Origin of the sequence: Sciscionella sediminilitoris (genome assembly GCF_000737195.2) — a bacterium.
Lineage (GTDB): Bacteria > Actinomycetota > Actinomycetes > Mycobacteriales > Pseudonocardiaceae > Sciscionella > Sciscionella sediminilitoris.
In genome coordinates this window covers 15,270-38,205 of the sequence record NZ_JALM01000080.1, presented here as the reverse complement: position 1 = coordinate 38,205, position 22,936 = coordinate 15,270, and the positions used below count along the sequence as shown (strand labels likewise).

At 67.9% G+C, this 22,936-nt stretch carries 18 protein-coding genes; 15 read left to right on the top strand and 3 right to left on the bottom strand.

Annotation, left to right across the window (positions count from 1 at the left end):
- A partial coding sequence (locus tag AD72_RS27370) for a GAF domain-containing protein (RefSeq protein WP_031469490.1) occupies window positions 1-710 on the bottom strand: 710 nt, incomplete at its 3' end.
- A gap of 155 nt (window positions 711-865) precedes the next feature.
- On the opposite strand from AD72_RS27370, the gene AD72_RS27365 reads away from it, so the two are divergent.
- Window positions 866-2,677 (top strand): NAD(P)/FAD-dependent oxidoreductase, encoded by a 1,812-nt coding sequence (locus AD72_RS27365; protein ID WP_031469489.1) that lies wholly within the window; start codon window positions 866-868, stop codon window positions 2,675-2,677.
- Between the two features lie 10 nt (window positions 2,678-2,687).
- Here the strand turns inward: AD72_RS27365 and AD72_RS27360 are convergent, their stop codons facing one another.
- Window positions 2,688-4,097, bottom strand: coding sequence for a sugar porter family MFS transporter (locus AD72_RS27360; RefSeq protein ID WP_197285092.1), 1,410 nt, complete (start codon window positions 4,095-4,097; stop codon window positions 2,688-2,690).
- A gap of 235 nt (window positions 4,098-4,332) precedes the next feature.
- Between AD72_RS27360 and AD72_RS27355 the strand changes: the two genes are divergently transcribed.
- From AD72_RS27355 to AD72_RS27305, 11 genes are all read left to right on the top strand, one after another.
- A complete protein-coding gene (locus AD72_RS27355; RefSeq protein WP_031469487.1) occupies window positions 4,333-5,121 on the top strand; it encodes an IclR family transcriptional regulator in 789 nt (262 codons plus the stop codon).
- Entirely contained in the window at window positions 5,118-5,873 is a 756-nt protein-coding gene (locus tag AD72_RS27350) for an IclR family transcriptional regulator (RefSeq protein WP_051899073.1), read from the top strand. The genes AD72_RS27355 and AD72_RS27350 overlap by 4 nt, the downstream gene beginning before the upstream one ends.
- Window positions 5,874-6,026: 153 nt before the next feature.
- Window positions 6,027-7,385, top strand: a complete 1,359-nt coding sequence (locus tag AD72_RS27345) for an aspartate aminotransferase family protein (RefSeq protein ID WP_197285091.1) — start codon at window positions 6,027-6,029, stop codon at window positions 7,383-7,385.
- 22 nt (window positions 7,386-7,407) lie between these two features.
- Window positions 7,408-9,300 (top strand): M24 family metallopeptidase, encoded by a 1,893-nt coding sequence (locus AD72_RS27340; RefSeq protein WP_031469484.1) that lies wholly within the window; start codon window positions 7,408-7,410, stop codon window positions 9,298-9,300.
- Window positions 9,297-10,505, top strand: a complete 1,209-nt coding sequence (gene manD / locus AD72_RS27335) for a D-mannonate dehydratase ManD (RefSeq protein WP_031469483.1) — start codon at window positions 9,297-9,299, stop codon at window positions 10,503-10,505. The genes AD72_RS27340 and manD overlap by 4 nt, the downstream gene beginning before the upstream one ends.
- Window positions 10,499-11,935, top strand: coding sequence for a mannitol dehydrogenase family protein (locus AD72_RS27330; protein WP_051899071.1), 1,437 nt, complete (start codon window positions 10,499-10,501; stop codon window positions 11,933-11,935). The genes manD and AD72_RS27330 overlap by 7 nt, the downstream gene beginning before the upstream one ends.
- A 41-nt stretch (window positions 11,936-11,976) precedes the next feature.
- Window positions 11,977-12,720, top strand: a complete 744-nt coding sequence (locus AD72_RS27325) for a dienelactone hydrolase family protein (protein ID WP_031469481.1) — start codon at window positions 11,977-11,979, stop codon at window positions 12,718-12,720.
- Window positions 12,721-12,732: 12 nt separating this feature from the next.
- Window positions 12,733-13,527 carry a thymidylate synthase gene (locus tag AD72_RS27320; RefSeq protein ID WP_031469480.1) on the top strand — a complete coding sequence of 265 codons (795 nt, stop codon included), beginning with the start codon at window positions 12,733-12,735 and terminating at the stop codon, window positions 13,525-13,527.
- Between the two features lie 62 nt (window positions 13,528-13,589).
- Complete coding sequence (locus AD72_RS27315; RefSeq protein WP_031469479.1) at window positions 13,590-14,648, top strand: C45 family autoproteolytic acyltransferase/hydrolase; 1,059 nt, start codon at window positions 13,590-13,592, stop codon at window positions 14,646-14,648.
- A gap of 474 nt (window positions 14,649-15,122) precedes the next feature.
- Window positions 15,123-16,259 carry an IS701 family transposase gene (locus tag AD72_RS27310; RefSeq protein ID WP_231644980.1) on the top strand — a complete coding sequence of 379 codons (1,137 nt, stop codon included), beginning with the start codon at window positions 15,123-15,125 and terminating at the stop codon, window positions 16,257-16,259.
- Window positions 16,260-16,276: 17 nt separating this feature from the next.
- A complete protein-coding gene (locus AD72_RS27305; RefSeq protein WP_031469477.1) occupies window positions 16,277-17,167 on the top strand; it encodes an LLM class flavin-dependent oxidoreductase in 891 nt (296 codons plus the stop codon).
- Window positions 17,168-17,182: 15 nt separating this feature from the next.
- Here the strand turns inward: AD72_RS27305 and asnB are convergent, their stop codons facing one another.
- Window positions 17,183-19,036 (bottom strand): asparagine synthase (glutamine-hydrolyzing), encoded by a 1,854-nt coding sequence (asnB, locus tag AD72_RS27300; protein WP_031469476.1) that lies wholly within the window; start codon window positions 19,034-19,036, stop codon window positions 17,183-17,185.
- A gap of 287 nt (window positions 19,037-19,323) precedes the next feature.
- On the opposite strand from asnB, the gene AD72_RS27295 reads away from it, so the two are divergent.
- From AD72_RS27295 to AD72_RS27285, 3 genes are read left to right on the top strand one after another with little or no spacing between them, the layout of a single operon-like run.
- Window positions 19,324-20,967, top strand: coding sequence for a carboxylesterase/lipase family protein (locus tag AD72_RS27295; RefSeq protein ID WP_031469475.1), 1,644 nt, complete (start codon window positions 19,324-19,326; stop codon window positions 20,965-20,967).
- On the top strand, window positions 20,949-22,166 hold the full coding sequence (locus AD72_RS27290; protein WP_063890805.1) for a 3-deoxy-7-phosphoheptulonate synthase: 1,218 nt from the start codon (window positions 20,949-20,951) through the stop codon (window positions 22,164-22,166). The genes AD72_RS27295 and AD72_RS27290 overlap by 19 nt, the downstream gene beginning before the upstream one ends.
- Before the next feature lie 16 nt (window positions 22,167-22,182).
- Window positions 22,183-22,935, top strand: a complete 753-nt coding sequence (locus AD72_RS27285; protein ID WP_031469473.1) for a 2,3-dihydro-2,3-dihydroxybenzoate dehydrogenase — start codon at window positions 22,183-22,185, stop codon at window positions 22,933-22,935.
- The last annotated feature ends 1 nt before the right edge of the window (window position 22,936 follow it).

Genomic DNA, 22,936 nt, shown 5'->3' with positions numbered 1-22,936 from the left:
GAACCGGTCAGCATCGGCTCGGCCGCCTGCCGTAGCCGGTCCAGCCGCTGCTGGTGCGAGCGCCAGAGCTGAGCCTCGGCGAGCCGGCACCCGGTCTCGACCAGTGCCCCGATCGCCGGGTGCAGGGTCAGCGCCGGACCGCTGACGTCCACGATGCCGAGCAGTTCTCCGGTGCGCGGATCGTGCACCGGGGCCGCGGAGCAGTACCACGGGTGCTGGCCCTGCTCGAAGTGTTCCCCGGCGAGGAGTTCGACCGGGGCAGCCTCGGCGAGGGCGGTGCCGATCGCGTTCGTGCCGACCTTCGCCTCGGTCCAGTCCGTGCCCTCGATGAACCCGAGGGCATCCGCGCGGCGGCGGACCGCGGAGGTGCCCGCGCGCCAGAGGATGATGCCCTCGGCGTCGGTCACCACGAGCAGCATGTGGGCCGCGTCCGAGGTGGCGCCGATGATCTGGCCGAGCCCGTCCACCACCTCGTGCAGCGGGGAACCCTGTCGCCGCCGGGCGAGTTCCTGTTCGGCGACGGAATCACGGGCGTTCACGCGGTCCGCGGTGAGACCGAGCCGCAGCATCCGGGACCAGGACTGGGAGACGACCTCGCGCGGGCGCACGGGCGGGTGACCGCCGCCGAGTACGGCCTCGTGCATCCGGACGAGCTCGCGCGCGTGACTCGGCAGGTTCCGTCCCGGGGGGATCGCACTGCGCACGCGCATCACCTCCCGCACCATCGCGGCAGCGGTCCCAGCATAGGTGAGCCCGGGTGCCCTGGCCATGGGCAATTCGCGTGCAACTCGCTGCAACCCTTGCCCGTGCCTGCCGGGCGGAGTGTGATCGGGGCAACAGACCGACACCGTCCGTAGGAGCTCCGATGACGCAAACGCAGGACAGGGTGGCGCTTTCCGCGCAGTCGCGTGTCGACGACTGGCTCAGCCGGTTCGAGGCGGCACTGGCGGCGCGCGATATCGATGCCGCGGCCGGGCTGTTCGCCGTGGACAGCTTCTGGCGGGATCTGGTGGCCTTCACCTGGAACCTCAAGACGGTCGAAGGGCGCGACGGGGTCGCCGGACTGCTCGCTGCCTGCCTCGACAACATCGATCCGTCCGGTTTCCGTACCAGTGAACCGCCGAGCGAGGCCGATGGGGTGCTCGAGGCGTGGATCGAGTTCGAGACCGCCACCGGCCGGGCGAAAGGACATCTGCGCCTGAAGGACGAAGGTGCCTGGACACTGCTGACCAGCCTGCGCGAGCTCAAGGACTTCCCGGAACCGCGGGCCGAACTGCGCCCCAAGGGCGCGCGGCACGGCGCGGTCGCCGGACGCCTGTCCTGGGCCGAGGAACTGGAGGTGGAACAGGACCGGCTCGGTCGCCAAGACCAGCCGTTCGTCGTCGTGATCGGTGGCGGGCAGGGCGGAATCGCGCTCGGTGCCCGGCTCCGGCAGCTCGGCGTGCCCGCGCTGGTGGTGGAGCGCAACGCGCGCGCGGGCGACTCCTGGCGCAACCGGTACAAGAGCCTGTGCCTGCACGATCCGGTCTGGTACGACCACCTGCCCTATCTGCCGTTCCCGGAGAACTGGCCGGTTTTCGCGCCGAAGGACAAGATCGCGGACTGGCTGGAGATGTACACCCGCGTGATGGAAGTGCCGTACTGGACCGGTTCCGAGGTCACCTCCGCCGCCTACGACAAAGAGACCGGGTACTGGTCGGTCACCGTGCGCCGGGACGGCGAGGAGATCGTGCTCCGGCCGCGCCATCTCGTGTTCGCCACCGGAATGTCCGGCAAACCCAACCTGCCCTCGTTTCCCGGGATGGACGAATTCGCGGGCGAACAGCACCACTCCTCCCGGCACCCGGGACCGGACGCGTACCGGGGCAAGAAGGCCGTGGTGATCGGTTCCAACAACTCCGCGCACGACATCTGCGCCGCACTGTGGGAACACGACGCCGAGGTCACCATGGTGCAGCGATCCTCGACGCACATCGTCAAATCCGACTCACTGATGGAATTCGGCCTCGGCGATCTGTACTCCGAACGCGCCGTACGGTCCGGAATGACGACCGAGAAAGCCGATATGGTCTTCGCCTCGCTGCCATACCGGATCATGCACGAATTCCAGATTCCGATATACGAGAAAATCCGGGAACACGACGCCGAATTCTACGAACGCCTCGCCAAAGCCGGATTCCGGCACGACTGGGGTGACGACGGATCCGGACTGTTCCTGAAATACTTGCGGCGCGGATCCGGCTACTACATCGACGTGGGCGCCGCGGACCTCGTCGCCGACGGCCAGATCAAGCTCGCGCACGGCCAGGTCGACCACCTCACCCGCGACTCCGTCATCCTCGAGGACGGCACCGAACTGCAGGCCGACCTCGTCGTGTACGCAACCGGATACGGCTCCATGAACGGCTGGGTCGCCGATCTGTGCGGCCAGGACATGGCCGACCGCGTCGGCAAATGCTGGGGACTGGGATCCGACACCACCAAAGACCCCGGGCCCTGGGAAGGCGAACAGCGCAACATGTGGAAACCCACCCAGCAACCCGGATTGTGGTTCCACGGCGGAAACCTGCACCAGTCCCGGCACTACTCGCTGTACCTCGCCCTGCAACTGAAGGCGCGCTACGAAGGGATTCCCACTCCGGTGTACGGGCTACAGGAGGTGCACCACCTGTCCTGAGCACTGTGCCTCAGGAGTGGCTGATTTTCCGTGATTCCGGGGAATCGTGCACGTGGCTGTAGAGGTCGTTCTCGATCTGTTCGAGGCTGCGCCCCTTGGTTTCCGGGACGAACCGGCTGACGAACAGCAGGCTCAGCGCGCTGATGATGGCGAAGATGAGCATGGAAAGGCCCTGTCCGATGGTGAACAGGATGATCGGGAACACCAGGGATACGGCGAAGTTGGCGGCCCAGTTGCCCCAGGTAGCCAGTCCGACCGCGGGTCCGCGGGCCCGCAGTGGATAGATCTCGGGCAGGATCACCCACACCGTCGGTCCCCAGGTCGCGGCGAATGAGCCGATGTAGGCGGCGAGGCAGACGATGGTGATGACTCCGACGGTGCCTCCGCTGGCGCCGAAGATGAGGGTGAGCACGGCGAGCACGAACAGGCTCAGTGCCATTCCGATGCTTCCGGCGAACAGCAATCGCTTGCGGCCCAAGCGATCCATGTAGCGGATGGCGACGAAGGTGAAGGCGACGTTGACGGCGCCGATGCCGACCTCGGCAAGGATGGAGGCGGAGTTGCCGAGGCCGAGTTTCGCGAGTGTGGTCGGGGCGTAGTAGATGATGGTGTTGATCCCGACGAACTGCTGGAGCACGGTGAGCCCGAGCCCGACGATGAGCGCGGGGCGTATCCAGGGCCGGGTGAGCACGCTCCAGCCGGAGTGTTCCCGCGCACGGTTCTCGGCGGTCCGGATGTCGGCGAGTTCGCGCTCGACCTCTCCTTCGGCGTGGATCTTGCCGAGCACTTGGCGCGCCCGCTCGAACCGGCCGTCCCGGACCAGCCAGCGCGGAGTTTCCGGCAGGGTGAGCATCGCGATGAACAGCACGACGGCGGGAAGCAGGGCGATCCCCAGCATCCAGCGCCATGCGGCCAATGTGGACAGTCCATAGTCGACGATGTAGGCGAGGAGGATGCCGACGGTGATCATGAGTTCGTAGATCGAGGTGTATTTCCCGCGTACCGCGGCCGGGGCTATTTCGGAGATGTACATCGGCACCACGACGGAGGCGGATCCGACTCCGATGCCGAGCAGAATCCGGAACAGGATGATGACGGTGACGTTCGGGCTCAGCGCGCAGCCGATCGCCCCGACCGCGAAGATGACCGCCGCGATGAGCGTGAGTTTCCGCCGTCCGGTGCGATCGGCGAGCCCGCCGCCGGTGAGTGCGCCGATCATGGCGCCGATCAGGATCGAACTGGTCACGAGTCCCTGCTGGAGCCCGTTGTCGGCGATCCCCAGGTCCTGTTTGAGGTAGAGGATGGCACCGGAGATCACGCCGGTGTCGTAGCCGTACAGCAGTCCCCCGAGTGCGGCCGTCAGCACCGCGATATTGACGAATCGGTTGGGCGAGCTCGATTCCATGGAACGGTCCGACACGACGACCTCCTTGTCGTTCAGTGGTGCGAGGACCGGCGCCCTGCAGGACGATCGGCGGCGGGCCGAGTGGGCATTCGGCCGGGCAATCACCAATGGTCCGTAATATGAAATGGGCGTATCACTGTCGGCAAGAGTGTGGCTCGCGGTTCCGGTCAAGTCAATCCTTCGGCGAGAAAACCTGAATCCTCCGTTTCGAATCGTGGACCTGAAGGGTTCGCTCGGTTAGGTTGGACCGGTGACAGCCAACGACCGGGCATTCGATCTGCTCGAGATGATCATCGAGTCGCCGGAACCGCGCGGACTCGGCGAACTGGTGTCCGCATCGGGCCTGACCAAGCCCACCGTTCGCCGGTTGCTGCTCGGCCTGGAGGGGCAGGGATTCGTGCGCCAGGATGCGCAGCGCCGTTATGTCGTCGGCGCACGGGTTCTCGATGTGGCGGCCACCGCGCTGGGGAACGTGGATCTGGTCGCGGATTCGCAGGGGGTGCTCTCGGACCTGCGTTCCCGACTGTCGGCGACCGTGACGCTCTCGGTGTACGCGGATCGTCAGCTGCATCCGGCCGCGACGCTCGCCCCGAACGCGCCGTACAAGGTCGCCGGGCGCGGTGTGGCCGCCACCGGTCTGCATGCCACGGCCGCGGGAAAGTCGGTGCTGGCCTGCCTTTCCGATGCCGATGTGGGGTGGCTGCTCGGCACCGGTGAGCTCGAGCGCTATACGGCGGGGACCGTCACCGATCCCGGGGAATTGCGGGCGCAGCTCGGCGAGGTCCTGCGGCGCGGGTACGCGGTGAATGATGAGGAATCGCAGCCGGGCGTGCGGTGTGTCGCCGCTCCGGTGCGCAACTACCTTTCCCGCCCCATGGCCGCGGTTTCGGTCTCGGTCGCCGCATCCCAGGGCGGTGGTGAATGGCTGACCGAGCAGGGGTCACTGGTCGCCGCGGCGGCCGATGAGATCGGTTCCTGGTTCGGTGGCCCGGAGTTGCGGCAAGGCACGGGCGAATCGAAGGCGGGGGCGCGGGCATGACGACGATGGACAAGACGTTCTTGATTCTCGAAAAGGTGGCCGCCAACGGTCCGCGGTTGCCCTTGGCGCGGCTGCAGGAACTGACCGAGATTCCCAAACCGACGCTGTACCGGATGCTGCGCACCATGGTCGAGCACGGTCTGGTGCACAACGACGGCTCGGGAACCTATCGCGCGGGCCGGCGGTTGTTCGCCCTTGCCGGGATGGCCTACCGGCAGGTGAGCGTGCCACCGGAGACCCGGCGGATCATGATCGAACTGCAGGAACGGGTACCGGAAACGGTGCACGTTTCGGTCTTCCGGCATCGGCAGCTGTTCTATGTCGAGAAGCTGGACGCGCCGCATCCCTATCAGATGGCCTCGCAGGTGGGGAAGAGTCAGGCCGTGCACTCCTCGGCGATCGGTAAAGCCGTGCTTGCGCAGCTTCCGGCCGAGGAGGCGGAGCAGTTGCTGTCCGAAGTGGACCTTCCGGCGATCACCGAGACGACGATCGTGGATCGCGCGCAGTTGATCGGCGCGCTCCCGGCGATCCGCGGTGACGGTTATGCCCTCGACGACGAGGAGGACGAGGCGGGGCTGCGCGCGATCGGTTCCGCCGTTGCCGATGAGACGGGTTATCCGGTCGGCGGGATCAGTCTCGTGGCCCCGTCGTTTCGGATGAGCGCAGCGCAGGCGTGCGAGTACGCGCCCGCCCTGCGCACGGCGGCGGACCGGATCCAGGACTGCTGGGCGGCCCACTCGCCCGGCGGCTGAGCCACTTCGCGCGATTTTTCCTGCCTGGCGGCCGATCGAACCGATCGGCCGCCTTTTTCGTGCCGTCGCCGGGTCTCGACAGCTCGGCGAGCGCAGTGCTAGCGTTATATGAGACGTTGATTTCAAATAATGGACCTCATTGAGGAGGATTCCGTGACAGACACAGCCGTGACCGGCGCAGCTCAGCCCCTCGTGCCCGCGCCGAATTCGCAAGAACTCTTCGCTCGTGCGGAGAACGTGACCGTCGGCGGTGTGACCGCGGCGGGGCGGTACAACCCGGTTCTCGGGCGTCCGTACTACTTCGCGGCGGCCGATGGCTGCCGCGTTCGCGATGTGGACGGCAATGAATTCATCGACTTCAGCTCGTCCAACGGGGCGAGCATGCTCGGGTTCAATCATCCGAAGATCAATGCGGCCGTGGAACGCGGACTGCGCATGGGAAAGATCTGCACCCAGGAAACCGCCTACCACGTAGAGCTGGCCGAGCGGCTCAGTCAGATCCTGCCCGGCGCCGAGAAGGTGCGGTTCACCAATACCGGCACGGAGGCGACGATGGCGGCGCTGCGGATCGCGCGCGCGGCGACCGGGCGGGAAAAGATCCTGAAGTTCGACGGGCATTTCCACGGAATGCACGATTACGTCTTCTACAACGCGCACACGCCGGAGCGTCCCTACGAATCGGTCGTCCCGCCATTCGTGGACAGTGCGGGGGTTCCGAAAGCGATCGACGATCTCGTCGTCACGGTGCCGTTCAACGATTCCGCGGCGTTGAAGACCGCGCTGGACCGGTACGAGAACGAACTCGCCGCGGTGATCCTGGAGCCGGTCTCCTATAACCTCGGCTGCGTCAAATCGGATCCGGCCTGGCTCGCCGAACTCCGGGAAGAGACGAGGCGGCGCGGAATCGTGCTGATCTTCGACGAGGTCCTTTCCGGTTTCCGGATGGCGCTCGGCGGGGCCGCGGAATACTACGGCGTCACCCCGGACCTCGCGACCTGGGCCAAGGCGCTCGGTGGCGGCTGGCCGATCGCCGCGATCACCGGGACGGATCAGGTGATGTCCCAGCTCAACCCGATGGGCAAGGCGGTCGTGAGCGGTACCTACACCGGACAGCTCTGCAGCGTGCTCGCCGCGCTCGCCGCACTGGAGGAGATGTCGGATCCGGAGTTCTATCCGGCGCTGAACGAGGTGGCGAACAAGCTCTACGACGGCTTCGACGCATTGTTCGCCCGGTACGGAATTCCCGGCCACGTGCAAGGACTCTGCGCGCGGTTCGGGCTGTACTTCGGTTTCTCCGGCACCGCGGTCGATTACCGCAGTGCCACGAAATTCGATGCCGCGCTGAACAACCGGTTCCTCGCCGGCTGCGCCCGGAACGGCTTGCATTTTCACGACTTCGGCACCAAGGCGGCGCCCATGCACTACGGCATCACGGCCGCGCACACCGAATCCGACATCGAGGAAGCGCTGGCGCGGCTGGACACGGTGTTCGCCGAACTGGCAGGCAACTGAAACTGATCGAGGAGCAACAGTCATGGGATTCACCCGGTTCGCACTCAGTACCTCCGGAACGCCGAGCATCGAGGATGCGCTCGCGCTCGCGGACAAACTCGGGCTCGACGCCGTCGAGGTGAACTGGCGCGAGGTCGACGAACAGGTGTGGAAGCGCCTTGTCGAGGCGCGCGGGCAGGGCCTGGTGGTGAGCGCGCTCGACCTTGGCCCGGTCGCACCCGCCGAGGATCCGAGGACGGAATTCGACCGGATCCTCGCCTTCACCGCGGCGGTGAGTTGTCGGCGCCTGGTGCTGACCTGTGCCGAAGGCGAACGCGAGTGGTTCGACCAGATGGTCGCCGAGCTCGCCGATCGCTGCGAACGGCCCGGCCTTTCCGTCGTGGTGCGGCAAGGGCGCGCCGCGGACACCGCGAGCTCGGCCCTCGGTACCGTCGCCGAGCTCCGGGATGTGCTGGCCCGCAGCAATCGTGGGCCGGTCGCCGCCGAGATCGATCTCAGCGCGGTGCTGTGCGGCGGGGAGGAACCGGACCGGGCGCTCGCGAGCGTGGTCGGCCGGTTGGGATACGCGCGGCTGGGGTCCGATGCGGCAAGGCTCGTACGGGAACAGCGCGCGGAAGTCGATGCCCTGCTGGCCGATCTGCAGTCGTACGGCTACGGCGATGTGGTTGCACTGCCTGCCATCGAGGAGACCGGGGAAATTCTCGAGCGGCTGGGCGGTTCGACGGTCCAGGACCGCGAACGGGTGCGCGCACTGCAGCGGACCCTCGCGGAGAACGAGCTCGATGCCGCGGTGCTGGCCAGTGCGGAGAATGTGCTCTCGCTTTCCGGGTACTGGCCGATGAACGGCACCTGTGTGGCGATCGTGCCGCGTACCGGCGAGCCACGGCTGCTTGTTCCCGCGGGTGAGGAATTCTGGGCGGCCCGCTCGGGCTGGGCGAACATTCGGATGTACCAGGCAGGGCGGGTGACCGATCAGTCCTTCGCGGACACCGTGGACGAGCAGCTGCGCGGGCTGGTGGACACGAAAGTGCTCGGCGGCGGCCGGATCGGGGTGGAGGGACCGTTCCGGGCGCAGGTGCCACCGCATATGGCGCACGAGGTTTCCGGGCGGCACGAGACGATCCGTCCAGTGATCGCCTCCGCGCTGAACGCCGAGACAGCCTTCTTCGACCGCGAGCTCACCAAGGTGCGCGCCCGCAAGACCGCCCCGGAACTGGCCGCACTGCGCCGGAGCGCGGAGATCGCCGATGTCGGCCTGCGCACCTTCCGCGACGGGCTCGCCGACGGGGTGCGCGATATCGACCTGGCCACGGAGGTGGAACGCGCGATCGAACGGTTCGGCGTCGGGTATCGGGGCGCCAGCAGGGTTCGCGGATATGCCTTCGTGATGAGCGGACCCCAGACCTCGCAGTGTCACCTGGACTACGAGTTCTCCTCGACCCGGCGGATGCGCGAGGGGGAATGGGTGCTGATGGAGCTCGCGGTGGTCGCGGACGGCTACTGGCAGGACCTGTCCCGGGTTTTCGTGATCGGCGAACCGGATCCACAGCAGCGCGCGGTTTTCGAGGCCGCCGAATCCGCGTTCGAGGCCGCGCGCAGGGCCGCGGTTCCGGGCGCCACCGGTGCCGAGGTGGATGCCGCGGCCCGCAACGCCATCGAGTGCGCCGGTTATGCGGAGAACTACCCGCACCAGACCGGGCACGGGGTCGGTGTCGCGTTCCACGAACAGTTCCCCTTGCTCAAACCGGAAGCATCGGACGTGCTCGAGGACGGGCACGTGATCGCGATCGAGCCCGGTGTGTACATTCCGGGAATCGGTGGCGTACGCAACGAGGACAACCTCGTCGTCGGGGATCCGGCCGGTGCCACGTCACTGCAGTCCATTCCGCACGAGCCGAATGTGGTCAGCCGATGAGGATCACCGAAGCCGAAGTCATCGTCTGCTCGCCAGGACGGAACTTCGTCACGCTGAAGATCACCACCGACGACGGCGTGAGCGGCATCGGTGATGCGACGCTCAACGGCAGGGAACTCGCGGTGGCCGGTTACCTGACCGAGCACATCGTGCCGCTGCTGATCGGCAGGGACGCCGCGGCGATCGAGGACACCTGGCAGTACCTGTATCACGGTGCCTACTGGCGGCGGGGCCCGGTGACCATGTCGGCGCTTTCCGCGGTCGACATGGCGCTGTGGGACATCAAGGGAAAGGCACTCGGGGTGCCGGTGCACCAGCTGCTCGGCGGCCCGAGCCGGGAAGCGGTGCTGGTCTACGGGCATGCGAACGGTGCCGATATCGAGGAAACCGTCGCGGCGGTCGGCCGGTACCTCGCCATGGGGTACCGCGCGGTACGCGCGCAGACCGGGGTGCCCGGACTGCGTGGTGTCTACGGTGTCGGGCGCGGCGAGCTCTACTACGAGCCCGCGGAGAAGGGGCTGCCGAGCGAGGAACGCTGGTCCACGGAGAAATACCTGAACGTCGTCCCGGAACTGTTCCGCGTGCTGCGCGAAACCTACGGCCACGACGTGCATCTGCTGCACGACGGGCACCACCGGATGACACCGATCCAGGCGGCCTGGCTCGGTCAGCGGCTGGAGGATTCCCGGCTTTTCTGGCTGGAGGACGCCACTCCCGCCGAACATCAGCAGTCGTTCCGGCAGCTGCGCTCGCACACCACCACCCCGCTCGCCGTGGGGGAGATCTTCAACAGCGTGCACGACTGCTCCACGCTGATCGCGGAGCAGCTGATCGACTACATCCGGACCCCTCCGGCCCGCGCGGGCGGGATCACCGGCGTCCGCAAGATCGCGGGCTTCGCCGAGGTCTACGGTGTGCGAACGGGTTTCCACGGTGCGACGGACCTCTCACCGGTCGCGATGGCCGCCGCTTTGCAGGTGGATCTGGCCATCCCCAACTTCGGTATCCAGGAGTACATGCGGCACACGGCGGAAACCGATGCGGTGTTCCCGCACGAATACACGTTCGCCGAGGGATTCCTGCACCCGGGCACCGCCGCTGGGCTCGGCGTGGAGATCGACGAGGAGGCCGCGGCACGGTATCCGTACGAGCGCGCGTATCTTCCGGTGAACCGCCTCGAGGACGGGACGGTGCATCCGTGGTGACCCCGGAACTGTCCCCGGAAGTACTCGCCGGGCTGCGCGGGCGAGTCCGGATTCCGGACTATGACCCGGAATCCGTCAGGGTCGGGCAGGTGCATCTCGGTCTCGGCGGCTTTCACCGGGCACACCAGGCGGTGTACGCGGACAGTGTGCTCGCCCGCCATCCCGGTTGCGCAATCAGCGCCTACACCTGGCGCAACGCGGAACTTGCCGATGCGCTGACCGCGCAGGACGGCCTGTTCACCGTGGTGACCGCGGACGAGGACCGAGAGGCGCGGATCATCGGCTCGATCCGGCGCGCCCGGTCCGCGGCCGCGCATCCCGCCCGGTTCGCCGCCGAAGTGGCCGATCCGGCGGTCACGGTGGTCACCCTGACCGTGACCGAGAAGGCCTACCCGCAGACATCGGACGGACACCTCGACACCGGGAATCCCGCGATAGCAAGGGATCGGGTGCGCGAGGAGCCGGGCGAATCGGTGATCGGGCTACTGACGAGGGCGCTCGCCGAACGGGCACGGCGCACCACCCGGCCGCTGGCGGTGATCTCCTGCGACAACCTGAGCGGCAACGGGCTCGTCACCGAACGGCTGGTGCACGAGTTCGCGCAGCAGCATCCGGTCTACCGCGAGGCGGAGCTTTCCGCGTGGCTGGCCGGGCACGTCACGTTCCCGTCCACGGTGGTCGACCGCATCGTGCCCGGCCCGGCCGAAGCGCTCGGCGCCGAGGTACGCGGGCTGAGCGGGGTGCGCGATGCCGCGGCCGTGCTGACCGAGCCGTACCGCCAATGGATCATCGAGGACAGGTTCCTCGGCGAACGGCCACCCTGGGACGAGGCGGGCGCGGTGTTCGTGCCCGAGGTCGCACCCTACGAGCAGTTGAAACTCCGCGTCCTCAACGCCGCGCACACCGCGCTCGCCTATCCCGGATTGCTCGCCGGACAGGACAACGTCCGCGAGGCGGTCACCGATCCGGCGATCCGGGCGGGTGTCGAGGACCTGATCGACCAGGAGATCATTCCGCACCTGCCCGTGGTCGAGGCGGACCCGGCTGCTTATGCCGCAACGGTTCTGCGCCGGTTCGCGAATCCCGAGGTGCCCTACTCCCTCGCCAAACTGGGCGCCGATGGGAGCCAGAAGATCCGGCAACGACTCGCCCCGACGGCCGTGGCGGCACTGGAACGCGGTCACCCACCGCACCGGGTCGCCGCGGTCCTCGCGTCCTGGATCCGCTGGGTCGTCCACTGCGCGCGGGAGCAACCGGACCGGCTGATGGACCCGCACTCCGCGGCCCTGCTGGAGATCGCCCGCACCCATCGTGACGAGAGTGTCGCGCTCCGCATCCTGGATACGATTCCCGTGGTACCCGAACGGCTTTCGGCCGACCCGGTCTTCCGTGAGGAGGTTCTCGCCGGTCTGCGGACCGCGAGCCGGTGATCCGGATGCCGGGACCCAGTGGAGTGTGACAAGCTCGGCATATGCCCATCACAACGCTGCGGATCCCGACCGCGGACGGTCAGGCCGACGCGCTCGCCGCGCACCCCGGGGACGGCGCACCGCATCCGGGAGTGCTGCTGTACCCGGACGCCTTCGGAATCCGGCCGGAACTGGAGCGGAAAGCCACCGAACTCGCCGGGCACGGCTACTACGTGCTGGTGCCCAATCTCTACTACCGGCGCGGTCCGGCTCCGGTCTTCGAGCTGCCCGAGCACATCAGCGAGGAGAACCGGCCCGCGGTGTTCGCCCAGCTGATGCCGCTGCTCGAGGAGCACGGCACCGAGCGGGTGCTGCGCGATGCCGAGGCCTACATCCGGTTCCTCACCGAACAGCCCGAGGTGAGCGCCGGGCCGGTGGCGGCGATCGGGTACTGCATCGGTGCCCTGCTGGCGATGCGCACCGGAATCGCGCATCCGGACCGGGTGGCCGCCGTGGCCGGGTTCCACCCCGCCCAGCTGGTCACCGAGGAAGCCGACAGCCCGCACCGCCAGGTCGGCGCGCTCACCGCCGAGGTGCACCTCGGGCTCGCGGAGAACGACATGACCCCGGAGACGATCAGCGAGCTGAACCAGGCGTTCGAGGCCGCGGGGGTCAGCTACCGCACCGAGATCTACCCCGACAGCATCCACGGGTTCACCATGTCGGACACCGCCGCGTTCAATCCCGCCGCCTTGCAGCAGCACTGGGATCGCCTGCTCCCGCTGCTCGACCGCGCACTGCGCTGAGGAGTCTTCACCGTGCGGACATATCTGGACCTGCTGGACCACGTACTGACCACCGGGGCGCGCAAGCAAGACCGGACCGGGACGGGCACGCTGAGCGTGTTCGGCCATCAGCTGCGCTTCGACCTCGGCAGCGGATTCCCGTTGCTCACCACGAAGAAGGTGCACACCCGCTCGGTGTTCGCCGAGCTGCTGTGGTTTCTCCGGGGAGCGACCGATGTCGGGTGGCTGCACGAGAACAAGGTCAGCATCTGGGACGAGTGGGCGGACGAGAACGGCGAGCTCGGCCCGATCTACGGGTACCAGTGGCGCTCCTGGCCGAGTCCCGATGGTGCGCACATCGACCAGATCCGCACCGTGATCGAGCGGATCAGGACCGACCCGGATTCGCGCAGGAACCTGGTCAGTGCCTGGAACGTCGCCGATCTGGACCGGATGGCGCTGCCGCCGTGCCACACGCTGTTCCAGTTCTACGTCGCCGAGGGACGGTTGTCCTGCCAGCTCTATCAGCGCTCGGCGGACATCTTCCTCGGGCTCCCGTTCAACATCGCCTCCTACGCGCTGCTGACCCACCTGGTCGCCCAGGTCTGCGATCTCGAGGTGGGCGAGTTCGTGCACACCCTCGGTGACGCGCACCTCTACCTGAACCACCTCGACCAGGCCCGTGAGCAACTGAGCCGGGAACCACGCCCGTTGCCGCGGCTGGTGCTGAATCCCGCGGTGCGCGATATCGACGAGTTCACCCTCGCGGACATCACGGTCGAGGGCTACGACCCGCACCCGAGGATCAGCGCGCCGATCGCGGTGTAGTCGATTCGCGGACCTCGAGTCCGGTGGGCAGTGGCACCGGGTCGGCAGTGCGAAGGAGTGACATGCGGCTTCACGAGCACCACGCAGCCTCCGTGCGTCCCGGTGACCGGGGGCGGGCGATCGGCGCCGCATTCGCGGAGCAGATCCGGCTGGTGAGCCGGTTGTACGGGGAGTTCTTCGCGACCGCGGGCGTCGGCGCGGACACCGTCGCCTCGGTGGCGGCGGACAGCCAGGCCGCGCTCGCCCGGTGGTCCCCGGAACTGGCCGCGGAACTCGAGGGGATCGCCGAAGGGGCGGGCCTTCCGCTGGCGGCGGTCACCCTGCTCGACGGGCGGACCGAGATCATGGCCCACCTCCCGCCCTCGGCGGAGGGGGAGTGCTCGACCATGGTGTTCAATCCCGGCGGCGTCGCCCCGCAGACCATGCAGACCTGGGATTGGCACGAGGAACTCGCCCCCGAGGGGCTGCTGCTCTCCGGGCGGGGCAGCTCCGGGCTGCGGTTCAAACTGTTCACCGAATTCGGTGTGCTCGGCAAGATCGGGCTCAACGAGGCCGGCCTCGGTGTGCACTTCAACATCCTCAGCCACGCGAGCGATGGTTCGGGCACGGGTGTTCCGGTGCACGCGATCGCGCGGCGGGTGATCGAGGAGGCGACGAGCGTCGAGGAGGCGATCGCGCTGGCTCGTTCCGCGCCGGTGAGCGCGTCCACCGTGCTCACGGTCGTGGCGCGCGGGCGCTCGGTCAGCATCGAGCTGTCCCCACGGCGGACCGCGGTCATCGAGCAGGGTGCGGACGGCTGGTTGTTGCACACCAACCATTTCCTGGACGCGGAACTGTCCGGGGAGGACACCATCCCGGTCGTGGAATCCAGCACCGAGCTCCGCCTCGACTACCTCGCCGGGCTGCGTGACCGGCTCGCCGGTCAGGAACCGGCCGAGCGCGCGAAGATCGTTTCCGGGAAGGGCGCCGCGCCGGTGATCATGCGCCCGGACACCACGCTCCCGGTCACCGAGCAGTGGCGGACCCTGCTCACCATCGCCTTGCACACGGCGGAATTCTCGATGAGCTATTTCCCGGGCGACCCGCAGGAAGCCGGTGACAATGGCTTCCTCGTCTGCTGAGCGCGCATTCCGGTGCTCGGCGAGCGGGCCCAGCGGCGCGCCGAACCTGTTCCGGTGAATTCAATGTGAATTCCACTCGTGTCGGATACTTTTCTGGAACGGTGTCACGGAAATGCGCTAGGGCCGGTGTCCGGAGAATAAACAAAGCCCTTCACCGTATTACGGTAACGAAACGGATGTGTTCGGCTACCGTGGCGAACTTGCTGAGGGTGACTACCCAAACCGCGTCATGCCGTGGTGTGCGGCTATTCGATGACTCGCTGTGACCATTGCGGTGCACACCGATCGGATCTCGGACAAGAATGATCAACAAATGGTTTCATCGGACGATGGCCGGTGTCCAGGCTTCGGCGGGGTGAAAAATAAAGCTGGTCAGAATCCCGGTCGCCCGGTACAGTGGTTACCAAATACAACTGGGGACGCATAAATGGAAAAAGTATGCCATATCTGGGGATAATGCAGAGACCGAAGCCGGTGACGGTGCCGGCTGCCGTGGACACCGTCGTGCTCGCCGAACTGTCATCGGTGTTGTTCGCCTCGCTGGCCCGGGCCGATCAGCGCAGGAGGGGCCTGGAATACCTGCGCGGTCTGCTCGAGGTCGACGGGCGGAAATCGATCCGGAACATCGCGGCCCTGCTCGACGGGCAGGCGACCGAACAGAGCCTGCATCATTTCATCAGTGAATCGACCTGGAACTGGTTGCCGGTGCGGCGGGCGCTGGCGCGGTACGTGATGCAGCTGGCGCCGCCGAAGGCCTGGGTGGTGCGGCCGATCGTGATTCCGAAGGCCGGGGAACACTCGGTCGGGGTCGGCAAGGACTACTTCCCCGCGTTCGGCCGGGTGCTCAACGCCCAGCAGGCGGTGGGTGTCTGGTCGGCCACCGAGGACATCAGCAGCCCGATCGATTGGCGTCTGCGGCTTCCGCCTGCCTGGTTCGAGGACGCGGGAAGGCGCAAGCGGGCGGCGATCCCCGAGGATGTCGGCCCGGAATCGCTCGGCGACTGCGCGATCGAGGCGTTCCTCGGCATGGCCATGCGGCGTGAACTCCCGGCGCAGCCGGTGGTGCTGGACGCGCGGGACATGGATGCGGTGAAGGCGGCCGAGCGGTTCCGCGCGACCGGGGTGCCGCTGCTGTCCCGGGTGTGCCACGCGACCCGGCTCCTGGTGACCGACCGCGCGTTGCCGGGCCACACCGGGGAATTCCTGTCCACCTACCAGATCATGCTGGCAGCGAGGGAAACCCGGCGGATGGTCGTCTCGGCCGGTTCCGGTTCGGCCACCCGGACCACGCTCGTCGCCGCCGTTCGGGTGCGCACCCCGGCGCAGGCGGAGCACACCGAGGATCTGCTCCTGCTCGGCATGGCCGAACCCGGGCAGAAGTGGCCGAGCCAGATCTGGCTCACCACGATGACGACGGCGCAACCGTCCGCACTGGTCCGGCTGGCGCAGCTGACCGAACGGGTGGACCAGGACTTCCTGGAGATCTCCGAACGGGTGGGGATCCGGGACTACGCGGGCCGTACCTTCGACGGCTGGCATCGGCACGTCACGCTCGCCTCGGCGGCACACGTGGTGATGGCGACCGCGATCGGCAACCGGCCCGCGGCGTGACGGTGATGGAAAAGGCCATGGCAGAACTGGAATTCGGTTTCTCCCTTTCCCCCTCGGTCGATCTGGCCCTGCACGAGGATCTCGTCTCGGCGGCCGAGGAGGGCGGGCTCGATCTGGTCGGCGTGCAGGATCATCCGTACGTACCGGCGTTCGTGGACACCATGAGCCTGATCGCGACCATGCTGGCGCGGACCGATCGGCTGCGGTTCTTCCCGGATGTGGTGACGCTGCCGCTGCGCCCGCCCGCCCTGCTCGCCAAGACCGCGAGCAGCCTGGATCTGCTCTCCGGCGGGCGGTTCGAGCTCGGCATCGGGGCCGGTGGCTACTGGGACGCGATCACCACCCTCGGCGTCGACCGGCTCAGCCCGGCCGACGCGCTGGACGCGCTCGAGGAGGCCGTGCAGATCCTGCGCGCGCTGTGGCGGCCGGGCGGCACCGTCGGGCTCCGCGGCAAGTACTACAGCCTGGACGGGGCTCAGGCGGGACCGGCGCCCGCGCATCCGATCGGCATCTGGATCGGCGCGCAGGGGCCGCGTTCGCTGCGGCTCACCGGGCGGATCGCGGAGGGCTGGGCCGCGCCGATCCCGGCCTATCTGCCCTACGAGAAGTGGGCGAACGCGAACGCGATCCTCGACGAGGCGGCGCTCGCGGCCGGCCGGGATCCCGCGGATGTGCTGCGGATGTCCCAGCTGGTGGGCACCATCACCGATACCGAGGGCGATGCGGAGGCCAGGCAGGGTTCGGCGCCGATCCGTGGCACCGCCGGACAGTGGGCGCGGCTGATCGCCCGGCTGGCCACCGAGCAACCCTTCCGCAGCTTCGTTTTCTGGCCCGAGCGCCAGGAACTCGGGCAGGTGGAGCGGTTCGCCGGTCAGGTCGTGCCCGCCGTCCGCGAACTGCTCGGCTGACCGGGACCGTCCGGCTCAGAGCCGGACGGTCACGTCGTAGTCGGCCACCCAGTTGTCGAACTCGATCAGGCGTTCCGGAACCGATCGCGCGGTCCACAGTCCGCCGACCCGGTAAGACCCTTCCGGAACGTCGAGCAGTGTGCGGATCTCGGCCGCGGACACCAGTTCCCGCACCGGCGCGTCCGCGGCGAGCAGTTCGGACAGCTTCGCCCGCAGCGCGCGCTCGTAGCTCAGGTCCTGTGTGGACGGATAAGGGCTCTTCTTGCGCTCCAGCACGGATTCCGGCAGCAGTCCGCGCATGGCGGCGCGCAGCAGGCTCTTCTCCCGGCCGTCGAAGCTCTTCATCGACCAGGGCGCGTTGAACACGTACTCGACCAGCCGGTGATCGCAGAACGGCACCCGGACCTCGAGCCCGACCGCCATGCTGATCCGGTCCTTGCGGTCGAGCAGCCAGCGTTCCCACCGGGTCAGGTTGAGATAGCTGAGCTCGCGCATCCTGGCTTCGGTGCTGGATTCCCCGTCCAGCCGAGGTACCTCGGCGAGCGCTTCGTCGTAGCGGTGCTTGATGTAGTCGGTGAACTCCAGCCGGTCCCACAGCCCGACCGCGCGCCACGCGTCGATCCCGCCGCCGTTGCGGAACGGGGTGTGCCACGGGAAGGTGTCGGTGTCGATCGCCTCCCGGTCGTGGAACCAGGTGTAGCCGCCGAACAGTTCGTCGGCAGCCTCACCGGAGAGCGCCACCGTGACGTGTTTGCGCAATGCCTTGCACAGCAACAGAAGCGAGTACTCCATGTCACCGGCGGACACCGGGAAGTCCTGTGCGTGCAGCGCGGCCCGGCGCACCTTCGGGTCCAGCAGATCGGCGTTGTTCAGCAGGACGTGTACGTGTTCGGCCCCGGTGTACTCGGCGACCTCGACGGCGAACGGGGTGTCCGGATCGGCCCACTGGATGTTCGCCTCGAACCGATCGTCGTGGCCGGTGAAGTCGATGGAGTAGGCACGAAGCGGCTCGTTCGATCGCTGCCCGGCGATGGTGCGCGCGGCCAGTGCGGTGACCGCGCTGGAGTCCAGCCCGCCGGAAAGCAGGGTGCCGACCGGAACATCGGCGAACAGCTGCCGCTCGACGATGTCGGACAACAGATCGCGCACCGTGCCGATGGTCGTTTCCAGGTCATCGGTGTGCGGTGCGGCCTCGAGCTGCCAGTAGGTCGTGGTGCGCAGTCCGGTGCGCGATACCCGGATCAGGGTTCCCGGCCGGACCTCGTACATGCCTTCGAACACCGCGTGTCCCGGCGTCTTCACGATGCCGAACATCTCCCGGATGCCGTCCGCCCCGACCACCGCGCGCACCTCGGGATGCGCGAGGATCGCCTTCGGCTCCGAACCGAAAAGCAGACCGTCCGCGGTCGGGTAGTAGTACAGCGGCTTCACGCCCATCCGGTCGCGCACCAGCAGCAGTTCCTCGGTGCGCGCGTCCCAGATCGCGAAGGCGTACATCCCGTTCAGCCGTTCGGCGAATTCCTCGCCCCATTCCAGGTAGGCGCGCAACACCACCTCGGTGTCGCTCTCGGTGCGGAAGTGGTGACCGCGCCTGCGCAATTCCGCGCGCAGTTCGCGGAAGTTGTACACCTCGCCGGTGTAGACGATGACCGCCTCGGTTTCCCCGTCGTGCTCGGCGGTCATGGGCTGGCTGCCGCCTTCGAGGTCGATCACCGAAAGCCTGCGGTGCCCGAACGACACGTGCCGGGCCAGATAGCTCCCGGTGTCGTCCGGGCCCCGGCAGGCCATGGTCTCGGTCATGGCCTCGATCGTCGCGGAACACTTGGTCAGGTCGTGCTGGAAGCCGATCCAGCCGGTCATACCGCACATGAATACCCACTAATTCTGATCTTGGGTTGATAGAAAGAAACGCGAAATGGACCCGCAACCGAAGTTACACCGGGCTGTGTCGGCGCGCAACCTAACGTTATCGTGGGTGCTCATCGGGCCAGCGCAAGTCCGGGAAGTATCCCGGACCTGACGTATTTTCGGGCAGCTGACTCACTTTTCGTCACCTGACGGAGTCGGAATTTCTTATTCGTGGGCGCAGGGGCGGGTAATGAGAATGGATCTTGGGCCGTGGAACTTCCTCGCCCCGCGGAAGGGGAGTGTGTCGTATGCAGAGACGAACTTTTCTCGCCGGTGCCACCGGCGCGGCCATCTCTGCGGCGGCGAGCAGCCAGGCGCCGGCCCGGCCCGGTGGCGTCGCCGCGGCCGGAAAGGTGGTGGCACACACCAGTTCCGGCCGGGTCGCCGGGCAGCGCAGCGGTTCGCTGGCGATCTTTCGCGGGGTGCCGTACGCACAGCCACCGGTCGGTGCCTTACGGTTCGCCTCGCCGCGGCCGCCGGTGCCGTGGTCCGGAGTGCGGGACGCCACCAGCTTCGCCGCACCCTCGTACCAGTTGATTCTGCCGGGCGGCAGCGAGGATTCGTTGTACGCCAACGTATGGACCCCGGACACCGAGGGGAAGCGGCCGGTTCTGGTCTACATCCACGGCGGTGGCTGGCTGCTCGGCGCGGGCAGTGAACCGACCTACGACGGGGCGCGGCTCGCCGAGCGCGGTGACCTGGTGGTGGTGACCTTCAACTACCGGCTGGGTCCGTTCGGTTTCGGTCACCACGAGGAACTGGCCGACCCGGTGACCGGAAGCAACGCGAACTGGGGACTGCAGGATCAGGCCGCGCTGCTGCGCTGGGTGAAGCGGAACGCGGGCGCCTTCGGCGGGGACCCGGACAACATCACGCTCGTCGGTACCTCGGCGGGTGGTGCGAGCACCTGGCAGCTCGGCATTCTGCCGGAACTGCGGGGGATCGTCCGCCGGATGGTGCCGATCAGTCCGTGCCATGTCTGGAATCCGGCGAACACCCTGACCCCGGAGGACGCGCGCACCGTCTACCGGACGATGGCGCGCCGGCTGGACACCACGGTGCGCGGACTGCGTTCGGTCTCGCCCGCCGAGCTCCAGCGGGTCTGGGAATCGGTGTTCGCCGGCAGCCCGACCGCGCGGATCGTGCGCAGCGGGCGGGAATACCGCGGACCGGTGCGGGGCGGGCGCTGGCTGCCGGAATTCGAGTACCAGGCGCCGAACCCGCGGATCCCGGTGTTCAGTATCCACGCGGACACCGAGGGTTCGTTCTACACCGCCCCGGGCGCTCCGGTTCCGGATCCGCGCCCGGCGCCTGCGAACGATGCCGAACTGCACGACTGCGTGCACGCCTTTCTGGACAAGGGCGCGGTGCGGGTCACCAACGCACAGGTCGATGCCTGCGTCTCCGCTTACCGTGCGGCGGCGGTGGCGGACGGACTGCCCACCGATCCGCTCTCGATCTGGACCGAGGTGTGGGGCGATGGGCTGTTCCGCTACCAGATCGTCCGGCTCGCCGAACGGCACGCGCGCCATGGCCGGACCCCGTTCTATGCCATGGAGTTCGCGCATCCGGTGCGGCCGCCGTACTTCGGCACCCCGCACGAGGCGACCTCCCCGTTCCTGTTCGGCACCAACGGGATTCCCGGGAACGTGGCGAAATTCGGCGACGGCCCGCTCGAGCGCAGGATCTCCGGCGTGTTCATGGACCTGGTCGCGAATTTCGCGTGGACCGGTGTGCCGCGGGCCAGTGGTGCACCAGCGCTGCCCCTGTTCGATCCGCAACTGCCGAGCACGATGATCCTCGGCGGCGAAACGGTGGCGCGCATCGCGACCACGCCGAAACTGCGTCAGCTCCGGTTCTGGGACAGCGCCGGATGGGTACCGAGACCATGACCGGGACACCGAGTCAGGAGACCACAGTGGACAGTGCGGTGACCGACCTGCGGCGGATACCGGCTCAGCAGCAGCCGCCGTGGCACGACCCGGTGCGGGCCAGGCAGATCGGCGAACAACTGGGGTTCGCCGAACCGCTGGTGCGTGCCGAGGATGTGCGCAACCTGCGCGCGCTGCTCGCCGCGGTGAGCCTCGGCGAGGCGGTCGCGGTGCAGGCGGGCGACTGCGCGGAGGACCCGGCGGAGTGCACTCGCGGCTACGTGGCCCGCAAGGTCGGGGTGCTGGAGCTGCTGGCCGGTGCGCTGATGCTGGCCACGCACAAACCGGTGGTGCGGATCGGGCGCATCGGCGGCCAGTTCGCCAAACCCCGGTCGGCCCCGGTCGAACGGGTCGGCGGCCGGGAACTTCCGGTGTACCGCGGGCATCTGGTCAATGCGCCGGAGCCCGATCCGGAACTGCGCAAGGCCGATCCGGACCGGATGATGTCGGCCTATCAGGCCTCCGGCGAGGTGCTCGGGCATCTGGGCTGGGGTTCGGGAACCGGCGGTGCGCGGTTGCTCGCTCCGGTGTGGACCAGTCACGAGGCCCTGGTGCTGGACTACGAGATTCCCCTGCTGCGCCGCGATGTTCGTGGTGATCTGCTGCTCACGTCCACGCATCTGCCGTGGATCGGCGACCGCACCCGCCAGGTGGACGGCGCACACGTGGCGCTGCTCGCGAGGGTGGCCAATCCGGTGGCGTGCAAGGTGGGGCCGGGCATGACAAGGGACGATCTGCTCGCCGTCTGCGAGCGGCTGGACCCGGATCGCGAGCCGGGCAGGCTCACCCTGATCGCGCGGATGGGCGAGGCGCAGGTGGCGCGGATGCTGCCGCCGCTGGTCGGAGCGGTCCGGGCGGCGGGACATCCGGTGATCTGGCTCAGCGATCCCATGCACGGCAACACGGTCAAGACCGCGGACGGGCTGAAGACCCGGTTCCTGCGCACGGTGATGAGCGAGGTGCGGCAGTTCCAGGTCGCGGTGCGCTCCGCGGGCGGGGTCGCCGGCGGGTTGCATCTGGAGACCACACCCGACGAGGTGACCGAGTGCGTGCCGACCGCGGCGCAGATCGAACACGTCGGAGACAAGTACACCAGCTTCTGCGATCCACGGCTCAATCCGCGCCAGGCGCTGCGGGTGGTTTCGGCGTGGCTGGGGTGACGAGGAGGTGTGCCTGATGGAACACGAGGTCGCGGTGGTCAGTGGCGCGGCCGGTGGGATCGGCGCCGAGGTGGTGCGCGCGTTGCGGGAACGCGGGGCGGTGGTCGCCGCGGTGGACCGGGATCCGGAGGGGCTGGCGGCGATCGCGGGAGCGGGAGTGACCGGGTTTCCCGCCGATGTCAGCGATTCCGGTCAGGTGGCGGACACGGTGGCGGCGATCGAGGACCGGCTCGGCCCGGTCGAGTATCTGGTGAACGCGGCCGGTGTGCTGCGGCTCGGTGAGGCGACCAAACTGACCGAGCAGGACTGGCACACTACCTTCGCGGTCAACACCACCGGTGTCTTCCACCTCTCCCGCGCGGTCGCCGTGCGGATGATGCAGCGTTCCCGGGGCGCGATCGTGACCGTGGCATCCAATGCGGCGAGCACCCCGCGACTGGAGATGGCCGCCTATGCCGCGTCCAAGGCGGCGGCCACGATGTTCACCAAGTGTCTCGGCCTCGAACTGGCCGGGCACGGCATCCGGTGCAATGTGGTGGCGCCCGGCTCCACCGACAGCCCGATGCTCAGCTCGATGTGGCACGACGAGTCCGGCCCCAAGACCACCGTCCGGGGCAGCCTGGACACCTACCGGCTCGGTATTCCGCTCGGCAGGATCGCCGCGCCCGCCGATATCGCGAACGCGGTGACCTTCCTGCTCTCCGCACGGGCGAGCCACATCACCATGCACGAACTGACCGTGGACGGCGGAGCGACCCTTGGCAGTTGAT

Coding starts and splice junctions, on each gene's coding strand:
- AD72_RS27365 (WP_031469489.1), top strand. CDS start 866: ATGACGCAAACGCAGGACAGGGTGGCGCTTTCCGCGCAGTCGCGTGTC.
- AD72_RS27350 (WP_051899073.1), top strand. CDS start 5,118: ATGACGACGATGGACAAGACGTTCTTGATTCTCGAAAAGGTGGCCGCC.
- manD (WP_031469483.1), top strand. CDS start 9,297: ATGAGGATCACCGAAGCCGAAGTCATCGTCTGCTCGCCAGGACGGAAC.
- AD72_RS27315 (WP_031469479.1), top strand. CDS start 13,590: ATGCGGCTTCACGAGCACCACGCAGCCTCCGTGCGTCCCGGTGACCGG.
- AD72_RS27295 (WP_031469475.1), top strand. CDS start 19,324: ATGCAGAGACGAACTTTTCTCGCCGGTGCCACCGGCGCGGCCATCTCT.
- AD72_RS27305 (WP_031469477.1), top strand. CDS start 16,277: ATGGCAGAACTGGAATTCGGTTTCTCCCTTTCCCCCTCGGTCGATCTG.
- asnB (WP_031469476.1), bottom strand. CDS start 19,036: ATGTGCGGTATGACCGGCTGGATCGGCTTCCAGCACGACCTGACCAAG.
- AD72_RS27290 (WP_063890805.1), top strand. CDS start 20,949: ATGGGTACCGAGACCATGACCGGGACACCGAGTCAGGAGACCACAGTG.
- AD72_RS27340 (WP_031469484.1), top strand. CDS start 7,408: ATGGGATTCACCCGGTTCGCACTCAGTACCTCCGGAACGCCGAGCATC.
- AD72_RS27325 (WP_031469481.1), top strand. CDS start 11,977: ATGCCCATCACAACGCTGCGGATCCCGACCGCGGACGGTCAGGCCGAC.
- AD72_RS27285 (WP_031469473.1), top strand. CDS start 22,183: ATGGAACACGAGGTCGCGGTGGTCAGTGGCGCGGCCGGTGGGATCGGC.